The following is a 17,227-nucleotide window of genomic DNA, read 5'->3' on the forward strand; positions in this document are numbered from 1 at the left end:
TGGCCGTGGCCGGCGGCTCGGGCCCAGGTCAGGAGACGACCTCGAGCCGCTGCTTCTGGCGCTCGGGCGGTATCCGCACGACGTTCCAGGCGAGGCCGAGGCGCTCGAGCGCTCGGATCACCAGCGCCGAGATGTCGATCTCCCACCAGCGCAGACCGTGCTCGGCCGAGCGCGGGAAAGCGTGGTGGTTGTGGTGCCAGGACTCGCCGAGCGACGGCAGCGCAAGCCAGAAGACGTTGGTCGCGCGATCGTCGGTGGCGAAGCGGCGGCGACCGAAGAAGTGGCAGACGGAGTTGATGCTCCACGTGACGTGGTGAACGAAAAACACGCGCACGAGACCGCCCCAGACGAAACCGGTGAGAGCGGCGGTCAGCGTGCCGCCGATCGCCCAGCCGATCAACAACGGCAACACGAGGCTTGCGGCGACGATCGGCACGAACAGGCGATCGATCGCGACGATGCCCCGGTCCTCGAACAGTTCCGGTGCGTAGCGGCGCCGGTTACCGCGCGTCGACCCGTCGAACAGCCACCCCATGTGCGCCCAGTAGAGGCCCTTGAGCGCGCCGCGCAGGCCGCGGCCGTGACCGACGTGCGGGCTATGCGGATCGCCTTCTTCGTCGGAGTGGGCGTGGTGGCGGCGGTGGTCGGCGACCCAGCCGATCACCGGGCCCTGCACCGCCGCCGACCCGAGCACCGCCAGCGCGTAGCGGATGAAGGGCTTGGTCTCGAACGAACGGTGCGTGAAGTAGCGGTGGAAGCCGACGGTGATGCCGAGCGCGGTGAGCAGATAGCCGACGACGAGCATCGCGATGTCCTGTGCGAACACCAGCCGGTTCCACAAGAACACCACGGCCGCGATCGTGCCGAGGAAGGGCACCACCACCGCTGCCAAAATCGTCAGCTTGTGCCCAAGCGGGAGGTCGTCGTGCTCGCGTGCAGGCTCGGGTTTCGGGCGCTGGCGACGGTCGTGGGGCGCTGCCACGGCGCGCTCGAGCGTGGGCGCTGTCGTGCCCGCCGCGGGCGTGCGGTTGGGCACGCGCTGGTTTTCTCCGCTCGTCTCGGCGTCGATGGTGCTCGCCTGCACTCGTGGTTGACTGCTCATCCCTGCTCCGCGATCCCTTGGCCGTCGATTCGATTGGCGCTCGCCGGGTCGCCGTTCGTAGCTTGCGGGGGAGCCGAACCGGCCGGCAGACCCGTGCGCCGTTTCCTATCTAAGCCGCAATCAGTGACGGCGAACTCGTGGCAACGACCGCAACGGAGCCACGAAAACTTGTAGGTTTCCAACAAGTGGCCGCTAGCGACGGAGCGGGAGCGGGAAGCGAGCTGCGCGTCCCGGTGACGCGCCGCACGGCACGGCCGGTGCGGCCGCGGGCGCAGTCGGTAGGTGTGCCGTGGCGTTCGCTGCCCCCGGCGGTGGCGGAAGCTCTCGCCCCTCATCTCCCCACGGTGGCCGACGAGATCATCACCGCGATACGCCGCGACGTACCGGAGTATCGGCGACCGCTCGAGGGTCCGTTCGGGCAGGCGCTACGACTGGGCGTGGAAGAGGCGTTGCGGCGTTTCATCGCGATGCTCGGTCGCGACGAGCCGGCGGCAGCGAGCGGCAACGAGATCTACGTGCAGCTCGGACGCGCCGAGATGCGCTCGGGGCGCGGGATCGACGCCTTGCTCGCCGCCTACCGGGTGGGGGCGCGCGTCGCTTGGCGCCGGTTCGCCGAGCTCGGCAAGGCAGCGGGCCTCTCGCCCGACGTCCTCTACGACCTCGCCGAGGCGATCTTCGCCTACATCGACGAGCTCTCGGCAGAGTCGATCGAGGGCTACGCTCTCGAACAGGCCGACTCGGTCGGCGAGCGCGAGCAGCGTCGACAGCGCCTGCTGACGCTGCTCCTTGCCGACGCCCCCGACCCGACGCTGGTTCGCGCGGCCGCCGAACAGTGTGGGTGGGCGTTGCCGCGTACGCTCGCGATCGCCCTCACCGACGAACGCGCCGTGGTGGTGGCGGGGCGGCTCGGGGAGCGCGCGCTGGTCGCCCAGCACGAAGAGTTCACCTGCGCAGTGATCGCCGATCCCGGCGCACCGGCCAGCCGCCGCGAACTGGCACGCGGCCTGCGCGGTGCACCGGCGGTGATAGGGCCGGAGGTCGGGCTGCTCGAGGCGGCACGAAGCTACGAGGGCGCGCGGCGCCTGTTGGCGCTCGCGCGCACGGGTGCGCTCGACGAGGGCGGTCCGCTGTTCGCCGACGACCACCCGACCGAACTGGTGTTGGCCGCCGATGCCGACGCGCTCGGGCGTCTCGCACGGCAGGCGCTCGGCGAGCTAGCTGCGCAACCGCCGGCTACGCGAGCCCGGCTCGTCGAGACGCTCGAGGCATGGCTGGGTGTGCAGGGCCGGATCGAGCGGATGGCGCGGGCGCTCGCTGTCCATCCGCAGACAGTGCGCTACCGGCTGGGACGCCTGCGTGCCCTTCTCGGTGAGCGCCTCGACGATCCCGACGGCCGCTTGCAGCTCGAATTGGCGCTGCGCGCGCTGCGTCTCGGGCTCGTGTCCTGGGGCGAGATCGACGGTTCTTGACCGCGCGACGCGTGGCGAAGGGTCCCCAGCGACGGGCAATCCGATCGGCAGCGGCAGGTGGGAGGAGACGTATTGTTCGAGATAACGGACGTTCGTGTTAACATACGCGCCGTGCTTGAGCGCGCAGCGAAAGCTGAACACGACGCGGCGGCGCGCGACACCGCTCTAGCGGGCGGCGGCGCCGCAGCGGCGCTTGAGCAAGCACCCGCCGCTACAGGGGTAGCCGGCGGGTTCGGGGCGCGTGTGCGCAGTCTGCGCCAGGCGAGCAGGCTGTCGCTGCGGGAACTGGCCGAGCGCTCCGGGGTGTCGGCGCCGATGCTCTCCCAAGTCGAGCGCGGCGAGACCAGTCCGACGCTCACCGTCGCTCAGCGCATCGCCGCCGGACTCGGTCTCTCGTTGTCGCAGGTGCTGCGTCTCGACGAGAGCGTCGGAGTGGTGATCGTGCCCGCCGCCCGCCGGCGGCGGGGCGGCGGCAGCGACGGACACACCTACGAGGTGCTGACGCCCCCGCTGCCCGGCGAGCGCGTCGAGGTTTCGCTGCACCGACTTGACCCCGGCGCCGCTACCGGAGGGCCCGACGATCCGCCGTTGCACGGTCCGGGCAGCCGCGAAACCGTTGTCGTCCAGAAGGGGCGAGTGCGGCTTGAGATCGCCGGCGAACGGCACGAGCTGGCGGCCGGGGACGCCGCCACCTTCGATGCCGATCTCCCTCACCACTTCGAAAACCCCGGTCCTGCGGCGGCCGAGTTTCTGGCCGTCGTGACTGCCGCTCTCGGGAGGTAGCGATGGGCAAAACGATGTTCGACAAGATCTGGGAGGCGCACGAGGTCGCCGACGGTCTGCTCTACATCGACCTGCACCTCGTGCATGAGGTGACCTCGCCACAGGCGTTCGAGGGCTTGCGCCTCGCCGGTCGCCGGGTTCGGCGGCCGGATCGCACGCTCGCCACCGCCGACCACAACGTGCCCACCGACGGTGCCCGCAGCGCCGCCGAGATCCGTGATCTGCTCTCGCGCAAGCAGGTCGAGGCGCTCGAGCGCAACTGCCGCGAGTTTGGCATCCCCGTCTTTTCCGTCGGCTCGCGCCGGCAAGGCATCGTCCACGTGATCGGCCCCGAGCTCGGCCTCACCCAACCGGGGATGACGATCGTCTGCGGTGACTCGCACACCTCGACGCACGGGGCGTTCGGCGCGCTCGCTTTCGGGATCGGCACGAGCGAGGTCGAGCACGTGTTGGCCACGCAGACGCTGCGGCAGCGTAAGCCGCGCTCGATGCGCATCCGCTACGAGGGCGAGCTCGGTTACGGCGTCACCGCCAAGGACCTGATCCTCGGCACGATCGGTCGGATCGGCGTCGACGGCGGTGTCGGTCACGTCATCGAGTACGCCGGACCGGTGATCGAGCGGCTGCCGATGGAAGGCCGCATGACGATCTGCAACATGACGATCGAGGGCGGCGGTCGCGCCGGGATGATCGCGCCCGACGACACCACCTTCGCCTGGCTCGAGGGCCGGCCGGCGGCGCCCGATCCGCTGCCGGTCGACGAGTGGCGAGCCCTGCGCAGCGACCCCGACGCGGTTTTCGACCGCGAGGTCGTCATCGACGCCAGCGAGCTCGCTCCGCAGGTGACGTGGGGGACGACGCCGGCGATGGTCGTCGATGTCACCGGGCGTGTGCCCGAGCCGCGCAACGCGGCCGAAGAGCGAGCCCTCGAGTACATGGGTCTCGAGCCCGGCACACCGATCCAAGAGATCACCATCGACCGCGTCTTCATCGGCTCGTGCACGAACTCGCGCTTGCGCGACCTGCGCGAAGCGGCCGAAGTCGTCGCTGGACGCAAGGTCGCGCCGGGCGTGCGCGCGATGGTGGTGCCGGGATCGATGCAGGTGCGCGAACAGGCGGAGGCCGAGGGACTCGACAAGATCTTCCGCGACGCCGGTTTCGAATGGCGCACGGCAGGCTGCTCGATGTGCCTCGGCATGAACCCCGACGTCGCCGGGCCCGGCGAGCGGGTCGCCTCGACCTCGAACCGCAACTTCGAGGGCCGTCAGGGCCGGGGCGCCCGGTCCCACCTGGTCAGCCCGCGGATGGCGGCCGCAGCGGCGATCGAGGGGCGCTTCGTCGACATCCGCAACTGGAACTGACAACGGCCGCACCGGAACGGGCCGGAAGATGAAGATGGAGATTCGCGACCACGGGGGTCAACCGAGGTGAAGCCGATCAGCGTCATCGAGGGCGGGGTGACGGTCCTCGACCGTCCCAACGTCGACACCGACCAGATCGTCCCCAAGCAGTTCCTGAAGCGCATCGAACGCACCGGTTTCGGCGAGTTTCTCTTCTACGACTGGCGGCAAGAGCCGGGCTTCGAGCTACCCCGCAACCCGATCCTCGCCACGGGACCGAACTTCGGTTGCGGCTCGTCGCGCGAGCATGCGCCCTGGGCTATTCAGGACTACGGCTTCGAGGCGATCGTCGCGCCGAGTTTCGCCGACATCTTCTACTCGAACTGCACGAAGATCGGGCTGCTGCCGGTGGTGTTGTCGGAGGACGAGGTGCGCGCGGTGATGGCTGCCGGGCGCGCTCGTATCGATCTCGCGGCACAGACCGTCTCCTGGTCGGGTGGCGAGGCGCGGTTCGAGATCGATCCCGAGATCAAGCACCGCTTGCTGAACGGGCTCGACGACATCGCCGTGACGCTGCAGCAGATCGACGCGATCGAGCGCTACGAGCGCGAGCGCGAGCGATCCGGTCCTGTCACGACAGCTGTCGCCTGACAGCGCCGGGCGCGCTCCGCGTCGCCGCGGCGGCTCCGAGCACCAGGGCGGCGCGGAGCACCAGGGCGGCGCGGAGCACCAGGGCGAGAGCCGGTCGCCGCTCGACGCCGGCGGGCGACCGGATGCTTCGCAGCGCGGTAGGTTGCCGTGGCGATGAGCGACGAAATCAAGCTGGAGCGGCGCTCCGACGGCGTGGCGGTGGTGACGCTTGCTGCGCCGGCGCGTCGCAACGCGCTGACGGTCGCGATGGCCGAGGCGCTGATCGCCGCTTGCGAGTCAATCGACGCCGACCACACGATCGGTGCGGTGGTGGTGCGCGGCGAAGGTGGCTTTTTCTGTTCGGGAGGCGACCGTGCGACGCTCGCGGCCGCGGGGCGTGATCCCGCCGCCCCCGAGGCGTACGCAGGAATGGGGGCGATCTACCGCTCGTTCGCGCGCGTCGGCGAACTGGAACCGCCGACCGTCGCTGCCGTGCGCGGCGGCGCGGTGGGGGCTGGACTGAATCTGATGCTCGCAACCGACCTGCGGATCGTCGCCGAAGACGCGCTTATCGTCTCCGGCTTCATGCCAATCGGTCTGCACCCGGGTGGCGGCCACGGCGCCCTACTCGGTCGCACCGGCGCGCGCGAGGCGGCGGCCGCACTGGCTCTGTTTGGCGAGCGGATCGACGGGCGCCGCGCTGCCGAGCTCGGGCTCGCTTGGCGTGCGCTGCCCGACGAGGAGGTCGACGCCGCCGCCCTCGAGCTCGCCGAGCGCGCCGCTCGCGACCCCGAGCTGGCGCGGCGGACGGCACGCTCGCTGCGCAGCGAGCTAGGGCCACCGCCGTTGCCGTGGCCCGCCGCGCTCGAGCTCGAACGGTCGGCGCAGATGTGGTCGATGCGTCGCAAGGAGCTAGCGCAGCCGTGAGCGCGCCACGGATCGTGCTCCTGCCGGGTGACGGCATCGGGCCCGAGATCACCGCCAGCGCGCGCGCGGTGCTCGAGCGGCTAGGCAAGTTCGAGCTCGAAGAGCAGCTCATCGGCGGCGCGGCCATCGACGCCTGCGGCGAGCCGCTGCCGGCCGCGACGCTCGCCGCCTGCAAGGCCGCCGACGCGGTGCTGCTAGCCGCCGTCGGCGGTCCCAAGTGGGACACCACCGACCCGGCGGCGCCCCGGCCCGAGCAAGGTCTGCTCGCACTGCGGCGCGAGCTCGGCCTCTACGCCAACCTGCGGCCAGTGCGCCCGCTGCCCGCGCTGCTCGACGCCAGCCCGCTCAAACGTGAAGTCATAGCCGGCTGCGACCTCCTCGTCGTGCGCGAGCTGACGGGCGGGATCTACTTCGGGCGCCGCGAGCGGCTCGCCGACCGCGCCTACGACACGTGCGAATACACCGTCGGCGAGATCGAGCGTATCGCTCGCGTCGCTTTCCGCAGCGCGCGCCGGCGTGTCACAAGCATCGACAAGGCGAACGTGCTCGAGACCTCGCGGCTGTGGCGCGAGGTCGTGACCCGCGTCGGGCGCGAGGAGTTTCCGGGCGTCGAGCTCGAGCACATGCTCGTCGACAACGCCGCTATGCAGCTCGTCGCGAACCCGCGCCGCTTCGACGTGGTCCTCGCCGAGAACATGTTCGGCGACATCCTCTCCGACGAGGCGGCGATGCTCACCGGGTCGCTCGGCATGTTGCCGTCAGCGTCGCTCGGCGATCCCGGCAAGCCGGGCCTCTTTGAGCCGGTCCACGGTTCCGCGCCCGACATCGCCGGTCAGGGCATCGCCAACCCGCTGGCGATGCTCGGCTCGGTGGTTCTGATGCTGCGCCACGGCCTGGCTATGGAAGACGCCGCGGCGCGTTTACAATCGGCGATCGAGCGCGCGCTCGAGGAGGGTCTGCGCACGCGTGACCTGGGCGGGAGCGCGACCACCGAGGAGGCCACGCAGGCCGTCCTCGCGCACCTTTAGCCACGTCAAGGAGAGGCAGCGCGAGTGAAGAGTGCCGAGCTGATCTGGCTTAACGGCGAGTTCGTGCCGTGGGAGGACGCCAAGGTTCACGTCCTCACGCACGCGCTCCACTACGGCACCGCCGTCTTCGAGGGGATTCGCGCCTACGAGACGCCGCGCGGCCCGGCCGTTTTTCGCCACCGCGAGCACCTCGAGCGGCTCGCCCGCTCGGCGCGCTTCTACTACATGGAGCTGCCGTACTCGATCGAAGAACTCCGCGCCGCAACGCACGAGCTGATTGCCCGCAACGGCTTGCGCTCCTGCTACATCCGGCCGATTGCCTGGCGCGGCTTCGGTCCGATGGGGCTCAACCCGCTCGACAACCCGGTCGAGGTGGCGATCGCCGTGTGGGAGTGGGGCGCCTACCTCGGCGAGGACGGCAAGCGCAACGGGGTGCGCGCGAAGATCTCGAGCTGGCGGCGGATCTCCCCCGAGTCGTTGATCCCGCACGCCAAAGCGACCGGCCAGTACCTCAACTCGGTGCTGGCGAAGATCGAGTCGCTGAAGGCCGGTTACGAGGAAGCGATCCTCCTCGATCACCGCGGGATGGTGTGCGAGGGCACCGGCGAGAACGTCTTCATCGTCCGTGACGGAGTGATCGCCACGCCGCCGCGTACTGCCAGCATCCTCGAGGGGATCAACCGCGCCTCGGTGATCGAAATCGCGCGCGACCTCGGTTACGAGCTGGTCGAGCGCGACATCGCACGTGCCGAGCTGCTGTTGGCGGACGAGGTGTTCCTTACCGGCACGGCCGCCGAGCTGACGCCGGTGCGGTCGATCGACGACGTCGAAATCGGGCCGCCGGGACCGATCACGCGCGAGCTGCAACGCGTCTTCGACGACGCCTTGCACGGACGCGACCCGCGCTACGAAAGGTGGCTCGATCCTGTGCCGATAACATCCACGACAGCGTGAGTCCGAGCGCACGGCAGCGGCGAATTACCTAGACGGCGCGTGGCGGCGTCCGCGCGCCGTCCCTCCGTTCCCGCTCCCGTCCGCTCCAGATCCCGACCGACAGAAGGCTCACGATCGATGTCACAACCAGCAGCAGAGAAACGTGTAATCGTCTACGACACCACCCTCCGCGACGGCATGCAGGGAGAGGGCATGTCGCTATCGGCGGAGGAGAAGGTGCGCGTCGCGCACGCCCTCGACCGCCTCGGTGTCGACCTCATCGAAGCCGGTTTCCCGGCTTCCAATCCGAAAGAGGAGGAGCTGTTCGCGCTCCTCGCCGACGAGCGCTTCGAGCACGCCGAGATCGCGGCCTTCGGGATGACCAGGCGTCGCGACACCCGCGCTAGCGACGACCCTGCGCTGCGGCTGCTCGCCGAGTGCTTCGCGCCCGTCTGCACGCTGGTCGGCAAAACCTGGAAGCTGCACCTCGAAAAGGTCACGCAGGTCGATCCGCAAGAGAACCTGCGCATGATCAGCGAGTCGGTGGCGTTCCTGGTCGAGCAGGGCAAGCGCGTGATCTACGACGCCGAGCACTTCTTCGACGCTTGGGGTGATGACCCCGACTACGCCCTGCGTTGTCTGCGCGCCGCCGTCGAGGCAGGCGCTGAGTGCGTGACGCTCTGCGACACGAACGGTGCGACGCTACCCCCCGCTGTGGCCGCGGCGACGGCACGCGTCGTCGCCGAGCTCGGAGAGCACGTCACGGTCGGCATCCACACGCACGACGACGCCGGCTGCGGTGTCGCCAACTCGTTGGTTGCGGTCGAGGCGGGAGCGCGCCTCGTGCAGGGAACGATCAACGGCTACGGCGAGCGCTGCGGCAACGCCAATCTCACGACGATCATCCCCAACCTGCAGCTGAAGATGGGATTCGCGTGCGTCGAGGCCGACAAGCTGGCGCGCCTCACCGAGATCGCGCACCTGATCGACGAGATCTGCAACGTCACTCCCAACCCCAACCAGCCGTACGTCGGCAAGAACGCGTTCGCGCACAAGGGCGGTATGCACATTGCCGGGGTCAGCCGCGACGCTCGCACGTTCGAGCACATCGATCCTGCGCTCGTCGGCGCCGATCGGCGGCTGCTCGTTTCCGAGCTGGCCGGCAAGGGCACGATCAAGGCGCGCGCCGACGAGAGCGGCATCGAAATCGACGAGGACGCGGCGGCGCGCGTGATCGCTCGCGTCAAGGAGCTCGAGCACCGCGGCTACCACTTCGAGGCGGCCGACGGCTCGCTCGACCTCTTGATCCTCAAGGAGACCGGTCGCTACGAGCCTCTTTTCCGGCTCGAGTCGTGGCGCGTGATCAGCGAGAAGCGCGCCGACGGTCGGGTCGAAACGGAGGCGACGATCAAGCTCTGGGTGGACGGCGAGCGCTACGTGCGCACGGCCGAGGGCAACGGGCCCGTCAACGCCCTCGACCGCGCGCTGCGCGCGGCTATCGGTGAGCGCTACCCGCACCTGCGCGACATCGAGCTCGTCAACTTCAAGGTCCGTATCCTCGACGAGACGAAGGGCACCGGTGCGGTGACGCGCGTCCTGATCGACGCAAGCGACGGCGTCGACACCTGGGGCGCGATCGGTGTGTCCGAGAACATCATCGAGGCGAGCTGGGAAGCTCTCGTCGACTCGCTCGAGGCGGGCATGCTGCCGAGCCGGCGCGAGCACACACGCGCCCGAGCGGTCGCCGACGCGCGCCGGTAGGCTGGCCGCCGCTGTGCAGCAGTCGAGCGCACGACCGCATGCCGGCGACACAATCGCGCTGGCGCGGCCGGACATCGGCGAGCGCGAGTTGGCGATGGTGCTCGCAGCGCTGCGCTCCGGGCGCCTGGCGCTTGGGCCGATGCTCGGCGAGTTCGAGCGCGCGCTGGCGCAGAAGCTCGGCGTCGAGCACGTCTCGGCGGTGTCAAGCGGAACGGCTGCGCTTCATCTCGCGGTGCGGGCAGCGGGGATCGCACCCGGCGACGAGGTAGTGACGACACCGTTCAGTTTCGTCGCCTCGGCGAACTGCATCCTCTACGAGGGCGCCAAGCCGGTGTTCTGCGACATCGATCCGGTGACGTTCAACATCGATCCGGACGCCGCACGCGCCGCCGTCGGCCCGCGCACGACCGGCCTTTTGCCGGTGCACATCTTCGGCTACCCCGCCGACATGCCGCGTCTCGAGGATCTCGCGCGGAAGCACGGCCTGTGGATCGTCGAGGACGCCTGCGAGGCGCTCGGCGCTGTCCACGAGGACGGCGTTCCGGTCGGTGCGCGCGGCAACCTCGCGGCGTTCGGCTTCTACCCGAACAAGCAGATCACCACCGGCGAGGGCGGTGCACTGGTTTGTCCCGACGCCGCCACGAAGGCGCGGGTCGATTCCGAGCGCAACCAGGGGCGGGCGCCCGACATGGATTGGCTCGACCATGTCCGTCTGGGCTTCAACTACCGTCTCGACGAGTTGTCTTGCGCGCTCGGGCTCGCGCAGCTCGAGCGTCTCGAGGAGCTGCTTTCAGCTCGCGCGCGGGTGGCCGCCGGTTACCGCGAGCGGCTCGCCGACATCGACGGGCTCGAGCTGCCCTGCCCCGACAGCGGCGGTGCGCGCCGAAGCTGGTTCGTTTTCTGTGTGCTCCTCCCGGAAGGAGTGGACCGGGTGGCGGCGATGGCGGCGCTGCGTGCGCGCGGCGTCGAGACCAAGCCCTATCTGCCCGCAATACACCTCTTCAGCTTCTACCGCGAGCGCTTCGGTTACCGCCCCGGCCAGTTCCCGGTGTGCGAGCGGGTAGCTGAGCGCTCGCTGGCGCTGCCGTTTCACACCCAGCTCGGCGACAGCGAGCTCGACCACGTTAGCGGGGCGCTCCGCGCCGTGCTCGCCGAGCTGCGAGCGAGCCCGTCTGCCCGTCGCCCGCGCGCACGCTCCGACAACGGCGGCACGTAGACTGGCGCGACCGCATGTCGCGCTTCGCCGAGCCCCAAGATCCCTTATTTCGGGCGATCAACACGTCGCTGTCGTTCGATCGCCGCCTCTGGCCGCAGGACCTGCGCCTTTCGCGCGCGCACGCGCGCATGCTCGCGCGCATCGGTGTGCTCGCCGACGACGAGCTGGAGCGGCTGCTCGCCGGGCTGGACGCCGTCGAGCGCGAGCTGCGTGAAGGGGAGTTTCCGTTCCGCGACGACGACGAGGACATTCACATGGCGATCGAGCGCCGGCTCACCGAGCTCGTCGGCGCGGTCGGGGCGAAGCTGCACACGGCGCGTTCGCGGAACGATCAGGTCGCGACCGATATGGCGCTGTTCGTGCGCGAGCATGCGCAAAGGGCGCGCGAGCTGATCGCCGAGCTGATGCGCGCGCTGCTCGCGCGCGCTGAAGATCACATCGATTGGCCGCTGCCCTCGTACACCCACTTGCAGCGCGCCCAACCGGTCTACCTGTCTCACCACCTTCTAGCGCACTTCTGGCGGCTGGCGCGCGACCGTCGCCGTTTCGCCAACGTCGCGGAACTGGCGGGCGAGCTACCGCTTGGCTCGGGCGCCGCTGCTGGTGTGACGTTCGCCAACGATCGCGAGTTCCTCGCACGCGAGCTCGGTTTCCCGCGTCTCGCCGAGAACTCGCTCGACGCCGTCTCCTCACGCGACGCAGTGCTCGACTACCTGGCGGCGGCCGCGATCTGTGCCGCTCACCTCTCTCAGCTCGGCGCCGAGATCGTCCTCTGGTCGAGCGCCGAGTTCGGCTTCTGCGAGCCCGCCGACCGTTTCGCCTCCGGGTCGAGTCTGATGCCTCAAAAGAAGAACCCCGATGCCGCCGAGCTGCTGCGCGCCAAGTCGCCGCGTGTCGCTCGCGCGTTCGCGGGGCTGGTCGGCCTTCTCCACGCCCTGCCGCTCACCTATAACAAGGATCTGCAAGAGGACAAGGAGGCGCTGTTCGACGCGGTCGACACCCTTGAACTCTGCCTGCGCGTGGCACGCGAGCAGCTCCTCGCTCTGCGCTTCGATCGCGAGCGGATGCGCACGGCGGCGAGCGACGAGTTCATGGCAGCGACCGACATCGCCGACATGCTGGTGCGCGCCGGTGTGCCGTTCCGCGAGGCGCACCGACGCGTCGGCGGGCTCGTGCGTTTCGCTGTCGAGCGTGGCGTGAGCCTGTCGCAGTTGAGCGATGGCGAGCTGCGCGAGCGGCTCGGTGAGCTCGAGCCGGCACAGGTCCGCGCGGCGCTCGCGCTCGAAGCTCAGCTCGAGTCGAAGATTTCGCGCGGCGGCACCGCCCTCGCACGTGTGCGTGAACAACTCGAAAAGGCCCGCGCGGAGCTTGCCGGCTAGACCGCTCGACACCCGAGCGCCGCAGGTGCTGGCCCGGCCTGAGCACAGCGACGGGGAAGCGCTGCTGTCGGGCCGTCCCGTCGGGCGCGACTTTTTCGAGCGCGACGTCGTCGCGGTAGCGCGCGAGCTGATCGGTTGCGTGCTGCGGGTCGGAGACGTGGCCGGGCGGATCGTCGAGACCGAGGCGTACCACGAGCGCGAGCCGGCCTGTCACGGACACCGTGGTGTCACAGACCGCTGCCGCTCGCTGTTCGGGCCGCCCGGTACCGCGTACGTGTACCGCTCGTATGGTGTGCACTGGTGCTTCAACATCGTCTGCGAGCGGCCGGGCGTCGGCGCGGCCGTGCTCGTCCGCGCTGTTGAGCCACTCGCCGGCATCGAGGCGATGCGTGCGCGGCGCGGGGTCGAGAAGCTCACCGAGCTCTGCTCGGGGCCGGGCAAGCTGTGCCGCGCTTTCGCGATCGGCGGCGAATACGACGGCGTGCCCTTGGACGATGGAGCGATCGCGGTGTTCGCGCCGACGCCGGATCTCCCACCGCTCGGCGAGGTGGTAGCCACGACACGCATCGGCATTTCGCGCGCGACCGATCTCGAGTGGCGGTTCTGCGTCGCCGGCAGCCCGTTCGTTTCGCGCCCGCGTCCGCGGTCGGTGGACGTTCGGTAGGGGCAAGCAGCCCGTGCTGCGAGCGACCGACGCGCTCGGAGCGAGCGCAGCCTCACCGGCCGCTAGCGGGCGGTGCCGCGCCGCCGCCCGGCGAGTTGCCGCCGCCGCTCGCGGGCGGCGAGGGCGCAGGCTGCGGCTGCGGAGAGGGTGCAGGCGCCGGTTCGCTAGGCGGCTCGGGTCGCGCCGGCGACGTCGGCGGGCTAGCGGCGCCCGCGCCGGGCGCCTGGTCGGGAGCGGTCCGCGCCCGCGTTTCGGTTTCGCGCCGCGGCGGTGTCGCTGTGACCGTTCCGCTCGGGCCGGCGGGCGCTGACGGCACCGGCGCCGGTTGCGTGACGGTGGTGGTAGCTGAACCGTCGCGTGCGCGCTCGCGCGCGTCGCGCAGCGCGATCCACGCCAGCATCACGTCGCGCCAGATGAGGGCCGGGTACGTGCCGCCGGCGACCGGCTTGCCACCGTACTCCGTCAACATCGGCTTGAGGCGGTCGGGGTAGCCGACCCACACGGCGATCGTCAGGTCGCGATTGGAACCGACGAACCAGGCGTCACCGTAGTTCTCGGTGGTGCCGGTCTTGCCGAAAGCGAACTCGCCGATGCGGGCGTTGCGGCCGGTTCCGTACTGCAGCACTCCGGCGAGAACCTGTTGCGCGCGCTCGCCGACAGCAGCCGGGAAAACACGCTCGCTGCGGCGCTGGTTGCGTTCGTCGCGACCGGCGCCGACCACGCGCTCGATCGTCACCGGCCCCATCGTGCGGGCGGCGAACGTGCCGCTGACACGCAAGCCCTTGTTGGCGAGGGTCGTGTAGGCGTAGGCGAGCTCGAGCGGCGACAAGCCCTCGCGCAGCCCGCCGAGAGTCATCGCCGGGTTCGTGGAGACCGGTGTTTCCAGGCCCATCCGTTCGGCGAGACGCGCGATGCGCCCAGTGCCGAGTTCGAGGCCGAGCTCTGCGTACACCGAGTTGTCGGACGTCGCGGTGGCACTGCGCAGGGTCGTGACACCCGCGTAGCGGTCCTCGTAGTTGGCGACCTTGAACACCTCGCCGGGCGACCCCGGCACGCGGAACTCCTTGGGTCGCGATACGAAAGTCCGATCGGGGGAGACGCCGCGCAACAGCGCTTCGACGAGGATGAACGGCTTGAACGCCGAACCCGGCTGGCGGTGCCCTTGGACGGCGACGTTGAAGGGCTGGCGGTAGTAGTTGTTGCCGCCGACGATTGCTTTGACCTCGCCGGTGCGGTTTTCGATCGCGACGAGCGCGGCCGACGGACCGACGCCCGCTAGGTGGCGCGTGATCGCCTGCTGCGCTGACTGCTGCAGCTGCCAGTCGAGCGTCGTCGTGACCCTTAGTCCCCCGCCGAAAACGAGTCCCGCGCCGTAGCGGTCGACCAAAGTCTGTGTCACCCAAGTCGAGAAGTAGGGCTCCGCCGATTCCGGCCGCGGCGGGGTGATGTCGGCGCGCGTCGGCAGCGGCTCGGCGAGCGCCTGTCGGTATTGGGAGCGGGTCAGGTACCCCTGTTCGAACATCCGTCGCAGCACGAGATTGCGGCGCGCGAGCGCCGCTCGCGGGTTCTGGATCGGGTCGTACATGCTCGGCGAGGCGATCATCCCGGCTAGTAGCGCAGCTTGAGCGGGATCCAGGCGGCTCGCGAGCGGCTCGTCGGTGACGAGCGGCTGGTTCTGCGCGTTAGCACCCGTGACGCCCTGCGATGCCGTTGCGGCGAAGCGGTTCGGGTCGAGGATGCGACCGAAGTAGGTGCGTGCAGCGGACTCGGCGCCGTAAGCGCCGTTACCGAAATAGACCGTGTTCAGGTATTCGGTCAGGATCTTCTGCTTCGACCACTTGCGCTCGAGGTGGTAGGCGAGTGCCGCCTCGCGCATCTTTTGCAGGACAGTGCGGCGATTCTGGGCCGACAGCGCGTTCTTGACGAACTGCTGCGTGATCGTCGACCCGCCCTGCACGGCGCGGCGCCGCAACACGTCCTGCACGAGCGCACGCAGGATGCCGCGGTAGTCGACACCGCGGTGGTCGTAGAAGCGCCGGTCCTCGATCGCCACCACCGCGTTCTTGAGGTGCGGCGAGATCTGTTCCTGGCGCAGGAGGATGCGGTGGTCGTTGCCGGTCAGGCGGGCGATGGCCGGACCACGGCGGCCGCCGCCGGCATCGGCGTACAGCACCGAGTTCTGGGCGCGACGGTACTCGGCGGCGTTCTCGAGCGCCGGCAGATCGCTCGCCACCGCCATGAGCATTCCGAAGAGGGTTGACACGGCGGCGAGTGCGCTCAGCGCGAGCAGCACGAGCGCGAGGCGCAACCAACGGATGCGCGTGCGCGGTGCCGGCGCGCCACCGTCGGCCGTTGGCAGCGGGAAGGCGACGATCGTGCCGCCCTCCGAACCGTTGCGTCGAACGAGTGTCGGCGGCCGTTCCATCGACGATCGAGGGGCGACGAGCGCGGATTGCTCGGGCGGCGCCCGCTGCCGACGCCTGCGAGGCGCTGCTCGCACCAAGAGGCGAACGGCGCGCGAGTCTAGCATTGCCGCGATGACCGACCAGGGCGCTTCAGGTGTCGCGGTTCCGGCTAGCGCTCGCGCGGGCGACCCGCGGGCAGCGGCCGATTGGCTGCTGCGCAACGTGGCCAGCGCCTTGCCCGAGGGCCAGCTAGCCGAGCAGCTCGCGAGCGGTCGCAAGCTGCGGGTGAAGCTCGGTGTCGACCCGACCGCTCCCGACATCCATCTCGGCCACGTCGTGGTGCTGCGCAAGTTGCGCGAGTTCCAGGAACTCGGTCACACGGTGGTTCTGATCATCGGCGACTTCACCGCCCGGGTGGGGGACCCGTCGGGTCGTTCGCGCACACGGCCGCGCCTCGATCCCGAGGCGATCGAGGCGAACGCCCGCACTTACCAGGAGCAGGCCTTCCGTGTTCTCGATCGCGAGCGCACCGAGGTGGTGCGCAACAGCGCCTGGCTCGACATGTCGATGAGCGACCTGTTCGCGCTGGCCAGCCGCGCCACGGTCGCACAGCTGCTCGACCGCGACGACTTCCGCAAGCGGTACGAGTCGGGCACGCCGATCTCGCTGCTCGAGCTGCTCTACCCGCTATTGCAAGCCTACGACTCGGTGGCGGTGCGCGCCGACGTCGAGCTAGGAGGCACCGACCAGACCTTCAACCTGCTGTTCGCGCGTGAGATCCAGCAAACCTACGGGCAGTCGCCCCAGTCGATCGTCACGATGCCCATCCTGCCGGGCATCGACGGCGTCCAGAAGATGTCCAAGTCGCTCGGAAACCACATCGGTGTTACCGACCCACCGGAGGAAATGTTCGGGAAGCTGATGCGCATCCCGGACACGGTGATGGACGACTACTACCGGCTGTTGCTCGACCTGCCGCGCAACCGCTCGCTGTCGCCGGTTGAGGCGAAGCGCGCGCTGGCGCGGGCGCTTGTTGCGCAGTTCTGGGGTGCCGAGGCGGCGGTCGCAGCCGAGGCGCGTTTCAATCGCATCCACGTCGAACGGCGAGCCCCCGACGACGTAGAAGAGGTGGCGATCGCTGCGCCGGGCGAACGCCTAGCAGTCGCCCCTCTCCTGGCCGACGCGTTCGGTATCTCGCGCTCGGAGGCGCGGCGGCTCGTCGCACAGGGCGCCGTGGAGGTGGGCGGCGAGCGTCTCCCGCGCGACGCGCAAGACGTCCCTGCAACGCTCGTCGACGGCGCGATCGTGCGGCTCGGCAAGAGGCGCTTCAAGCGCGTACGGCTCGTCGACGCGGCCAGCGCTCGTCCCGACGCAACGATCTGAGCGCAATCGCGCAGAGGATCTGGAAAGCGCGCGGGGCGCTCGCTGTGCGCGGTGCTACACTCCCCCGTCCGGAACCGGCCGCGGGCTGGAGTCCCTGGCCGCGGCGGGAAGAGGTCCTTGAAAACTCGGCAGCGTGCGACGCGAGAGCTTGCTCTCGCGGGCGGCCCGTACTCCTGCGCAGTTTCTGCTGCGCAAGGAGCCAGACCG

General features: G+C 69.9%; 14 protein-coding genes. 12 read left to right on the forward strand and 2 right to left on the reverse strand.

Annotated elements, in window-relative coordinates; translation table 11 throughout:
* Window positions 1-28 precede the first annotated feature (28 nt).
* On the reverse strand, window positions 29-1,084 hold the full coding sequence (locus tag JDY09_RS04470; RefSeq protein WP_274717861.1) for an acyl-CoA desaturase: 1,056 nt from the start codon (window positions 1,082-1,084) through the stop codon (window positions 29-31).
* Between the two features lie 203 nt (window positions 1,085-1,287).
* Here JDY09_RS04470 and JDY09_RS04475 point away from each other — a divergent pair, with 203 nt between their 5' ends.
* The 11 genes from JDY09_RS04475 to JDY09_RS04525 all read left to right on the forward strand — a co-directional run bounded on the left by JDY09_RS04475 (window position 1,288) and on the right by JDY09_RS04525 (window position 13,232).
* Window positions 1,288-2,571, forward strand: coding sequence for a PucR family transcriptional regulator (locus tag JDY09_RS04475; RefSeq protein ID WP_274717862.1), 1,284 nt, complete (start codon window positions 1,288-1,290; stop codon window positions 2,569-2,571).
* A 111-nt stretch (window positions 2,572-2,682) separates the two neighbouring features.
* Window positions 2,683-3,354 carry a helix-turn-helix domain-containing protein gene (locus JDY09_RS04480; RefSeq protein WP_274717863.1) on the forward strand — a complete coding sequence of 224 codons (672 nt, stop codon included), beginning with the start codon at window positions 2,683-2,685 and terminating at the stop codon, window positions 3,352-3,354.
* A gap of 2 nt (window positions 3,355-3,356) precedes the next feature.
* Complete coding sequence (gene leuC, locus JDY09_RS04485) at window positions 3,357-4,715, forward strand: 3-isopropylmalate dehydratase large subunit (RefSeq protein ID WP_274717864.1); 1,359 nt, start codon at window positions 3,357-3,359, stop codon at window positions 4,713-4,715.
* 66 nt (window positions 4,716-4,781) lie between these two features.
* Window positions 4,782-5,345: a 3-isopropylmalate dehydratase small subunit gene (gene leuD, locus JDY09_RS04490; protein WP_274717865.1), complete on the forward strand. Its 564-nt coding sequence runs from the start codon at window positions 4,782-4,784 to the stop codon at window positions 5,343-5,345.
* A 153-nt stretch (window positions 5,346-5,498) separates the two neighbouring features.
* The gene (locus JDY09_RS04495) at window positions 5,499-6,251 is read left to right on the forward strand and encodes an enoyl-CoA hydratase-related protein (protein WP_274717866.1); all 753 of its coding nucleotides are present in this window, start codon (window positions 5,499-5,501) and stop codon (window positions 6,249-6,251) included.
* Window positions 6,248-7,279, forward strand: coding sequence for a 3-isopropylmalate dehydrogenase (leuB, locus tag JDY09_RS04500; protein WP_274717867.1), 1,032 nt, complete (start codon window positions 6,248-6,250; stop codon window positions 7,277-7,279). The genes JDY09_RS04495 and leuB overlap by 4 nt, the downstream gene beginning before the upstream one ends.
* 24 nt (window positions 7,280-7,303) lie before the next feature.
* Window positions 7,304-8,233, forward strand: coding sequence for a branched-chain amino acid transaminase (locus JDY09_RS04505; RefSeq protein WP_274717868.1), 930 nt, complete (start codon window positions 7,304-7,306; stop codon window positions 8,231-8,233).
* Between the two features lie 117 nt (window positions 8,234-8,350).
* Window positions 8,351-9,973, forward strand: coding sequence for a citramalate synthase (cimA, locus tag JDY09_RS04510; protein ID WP_274717869.1), 1,623 nt, complete (start codon window positions 8,351-8,353; stop codon window positions 9,971-9,973).
* A 13-nt stretch (window positions 9,974-9,986) separates the two neighbouring features.
* Window positions 9,987-11,189 (forward strand): DegT/DnrJ/EryC1/StrS family aminotransferase, encoded by a 1,203-nt coding sequence (locus tag JDY09_RS04515; protein ID WP_274717870.1) that lies wholly within the window; start codon window positions 9,987-9,989, stop codon window positions 11,187-11,189.
* A 14-nt stretch (window positions 11,190-11,203) separates the two neighbouring features.
* Complete coding sequence (argH, locus tag JDY09_RS04520; RefSeq protein ID WP_274717871.1) at window positions 11,204-12,568, forward strand: argininosuccinate lyase; 1,365 nt, start codon at window positions 11,204-11,206, stop codon at window positions 12,566-12,568.
* A 25-nt stretch (window positions 12,569-12,593) separates the two neighbouring features.
* A complete protein-coding gene (locus tag JDY09_RS04525; protein WP_274717872.1) occupies window positions 12,594-13,232 on the forward strand; it encodes a DNA-3-methyladenine glycosylase in 639 nt (212 codons plus the stop codon).
* A gap of 52 nt (window positions 13,233-13,284) precedes the next feature.
* Here JDY09_RS04525 and JDY09_RS04530 read toward each other — a convergent pair whose 3' ends face one another.
* The gene (locus JDY09_RS04530) at window positions 13,285-15,657 is read right to left on the reverse strand and encodes a transglycosylase domain-containing protein (protein WP_274717873.1); all 2,373 of its coding nucleotides are present in this window, start codon (window positions 15,655-15,657) and stop codon (window positions 13,285-13,287) included.
* 112 nt (window positions 15,658-15,769) lie between these two features.
* Here JDY09_RS04530 and tyrS point away from each other — a divergent pair, with 112 nt between their 5' ends.
* Window positions 15,770-17,020 carry a tyrosine--tRNA ligase gene (gene tyrS, locus JDY09_RS04535; RefSeq protein WP_274717875.1) on the forward strand — a complete coding sequence of 417 codons (1,251 nt, stop codon included), beginning with the start codon at window positions 15,770-15,772 and terminating at the stop codon, window positions 17,018-17,020.
* The last annotated feature ends 207 nt before the right edge of the window (window positions 17,021-17,227 follow it).

The organism is Thermoleophilum album, assembly GCF_028867705.1.
In the GTDB taxonomy this organism is placed as follows: Bacteria; Actinomycetota; Thermoleophilia; order Solirubrobacterales; family Thermoleophilaceae; genus Thermoleophilum.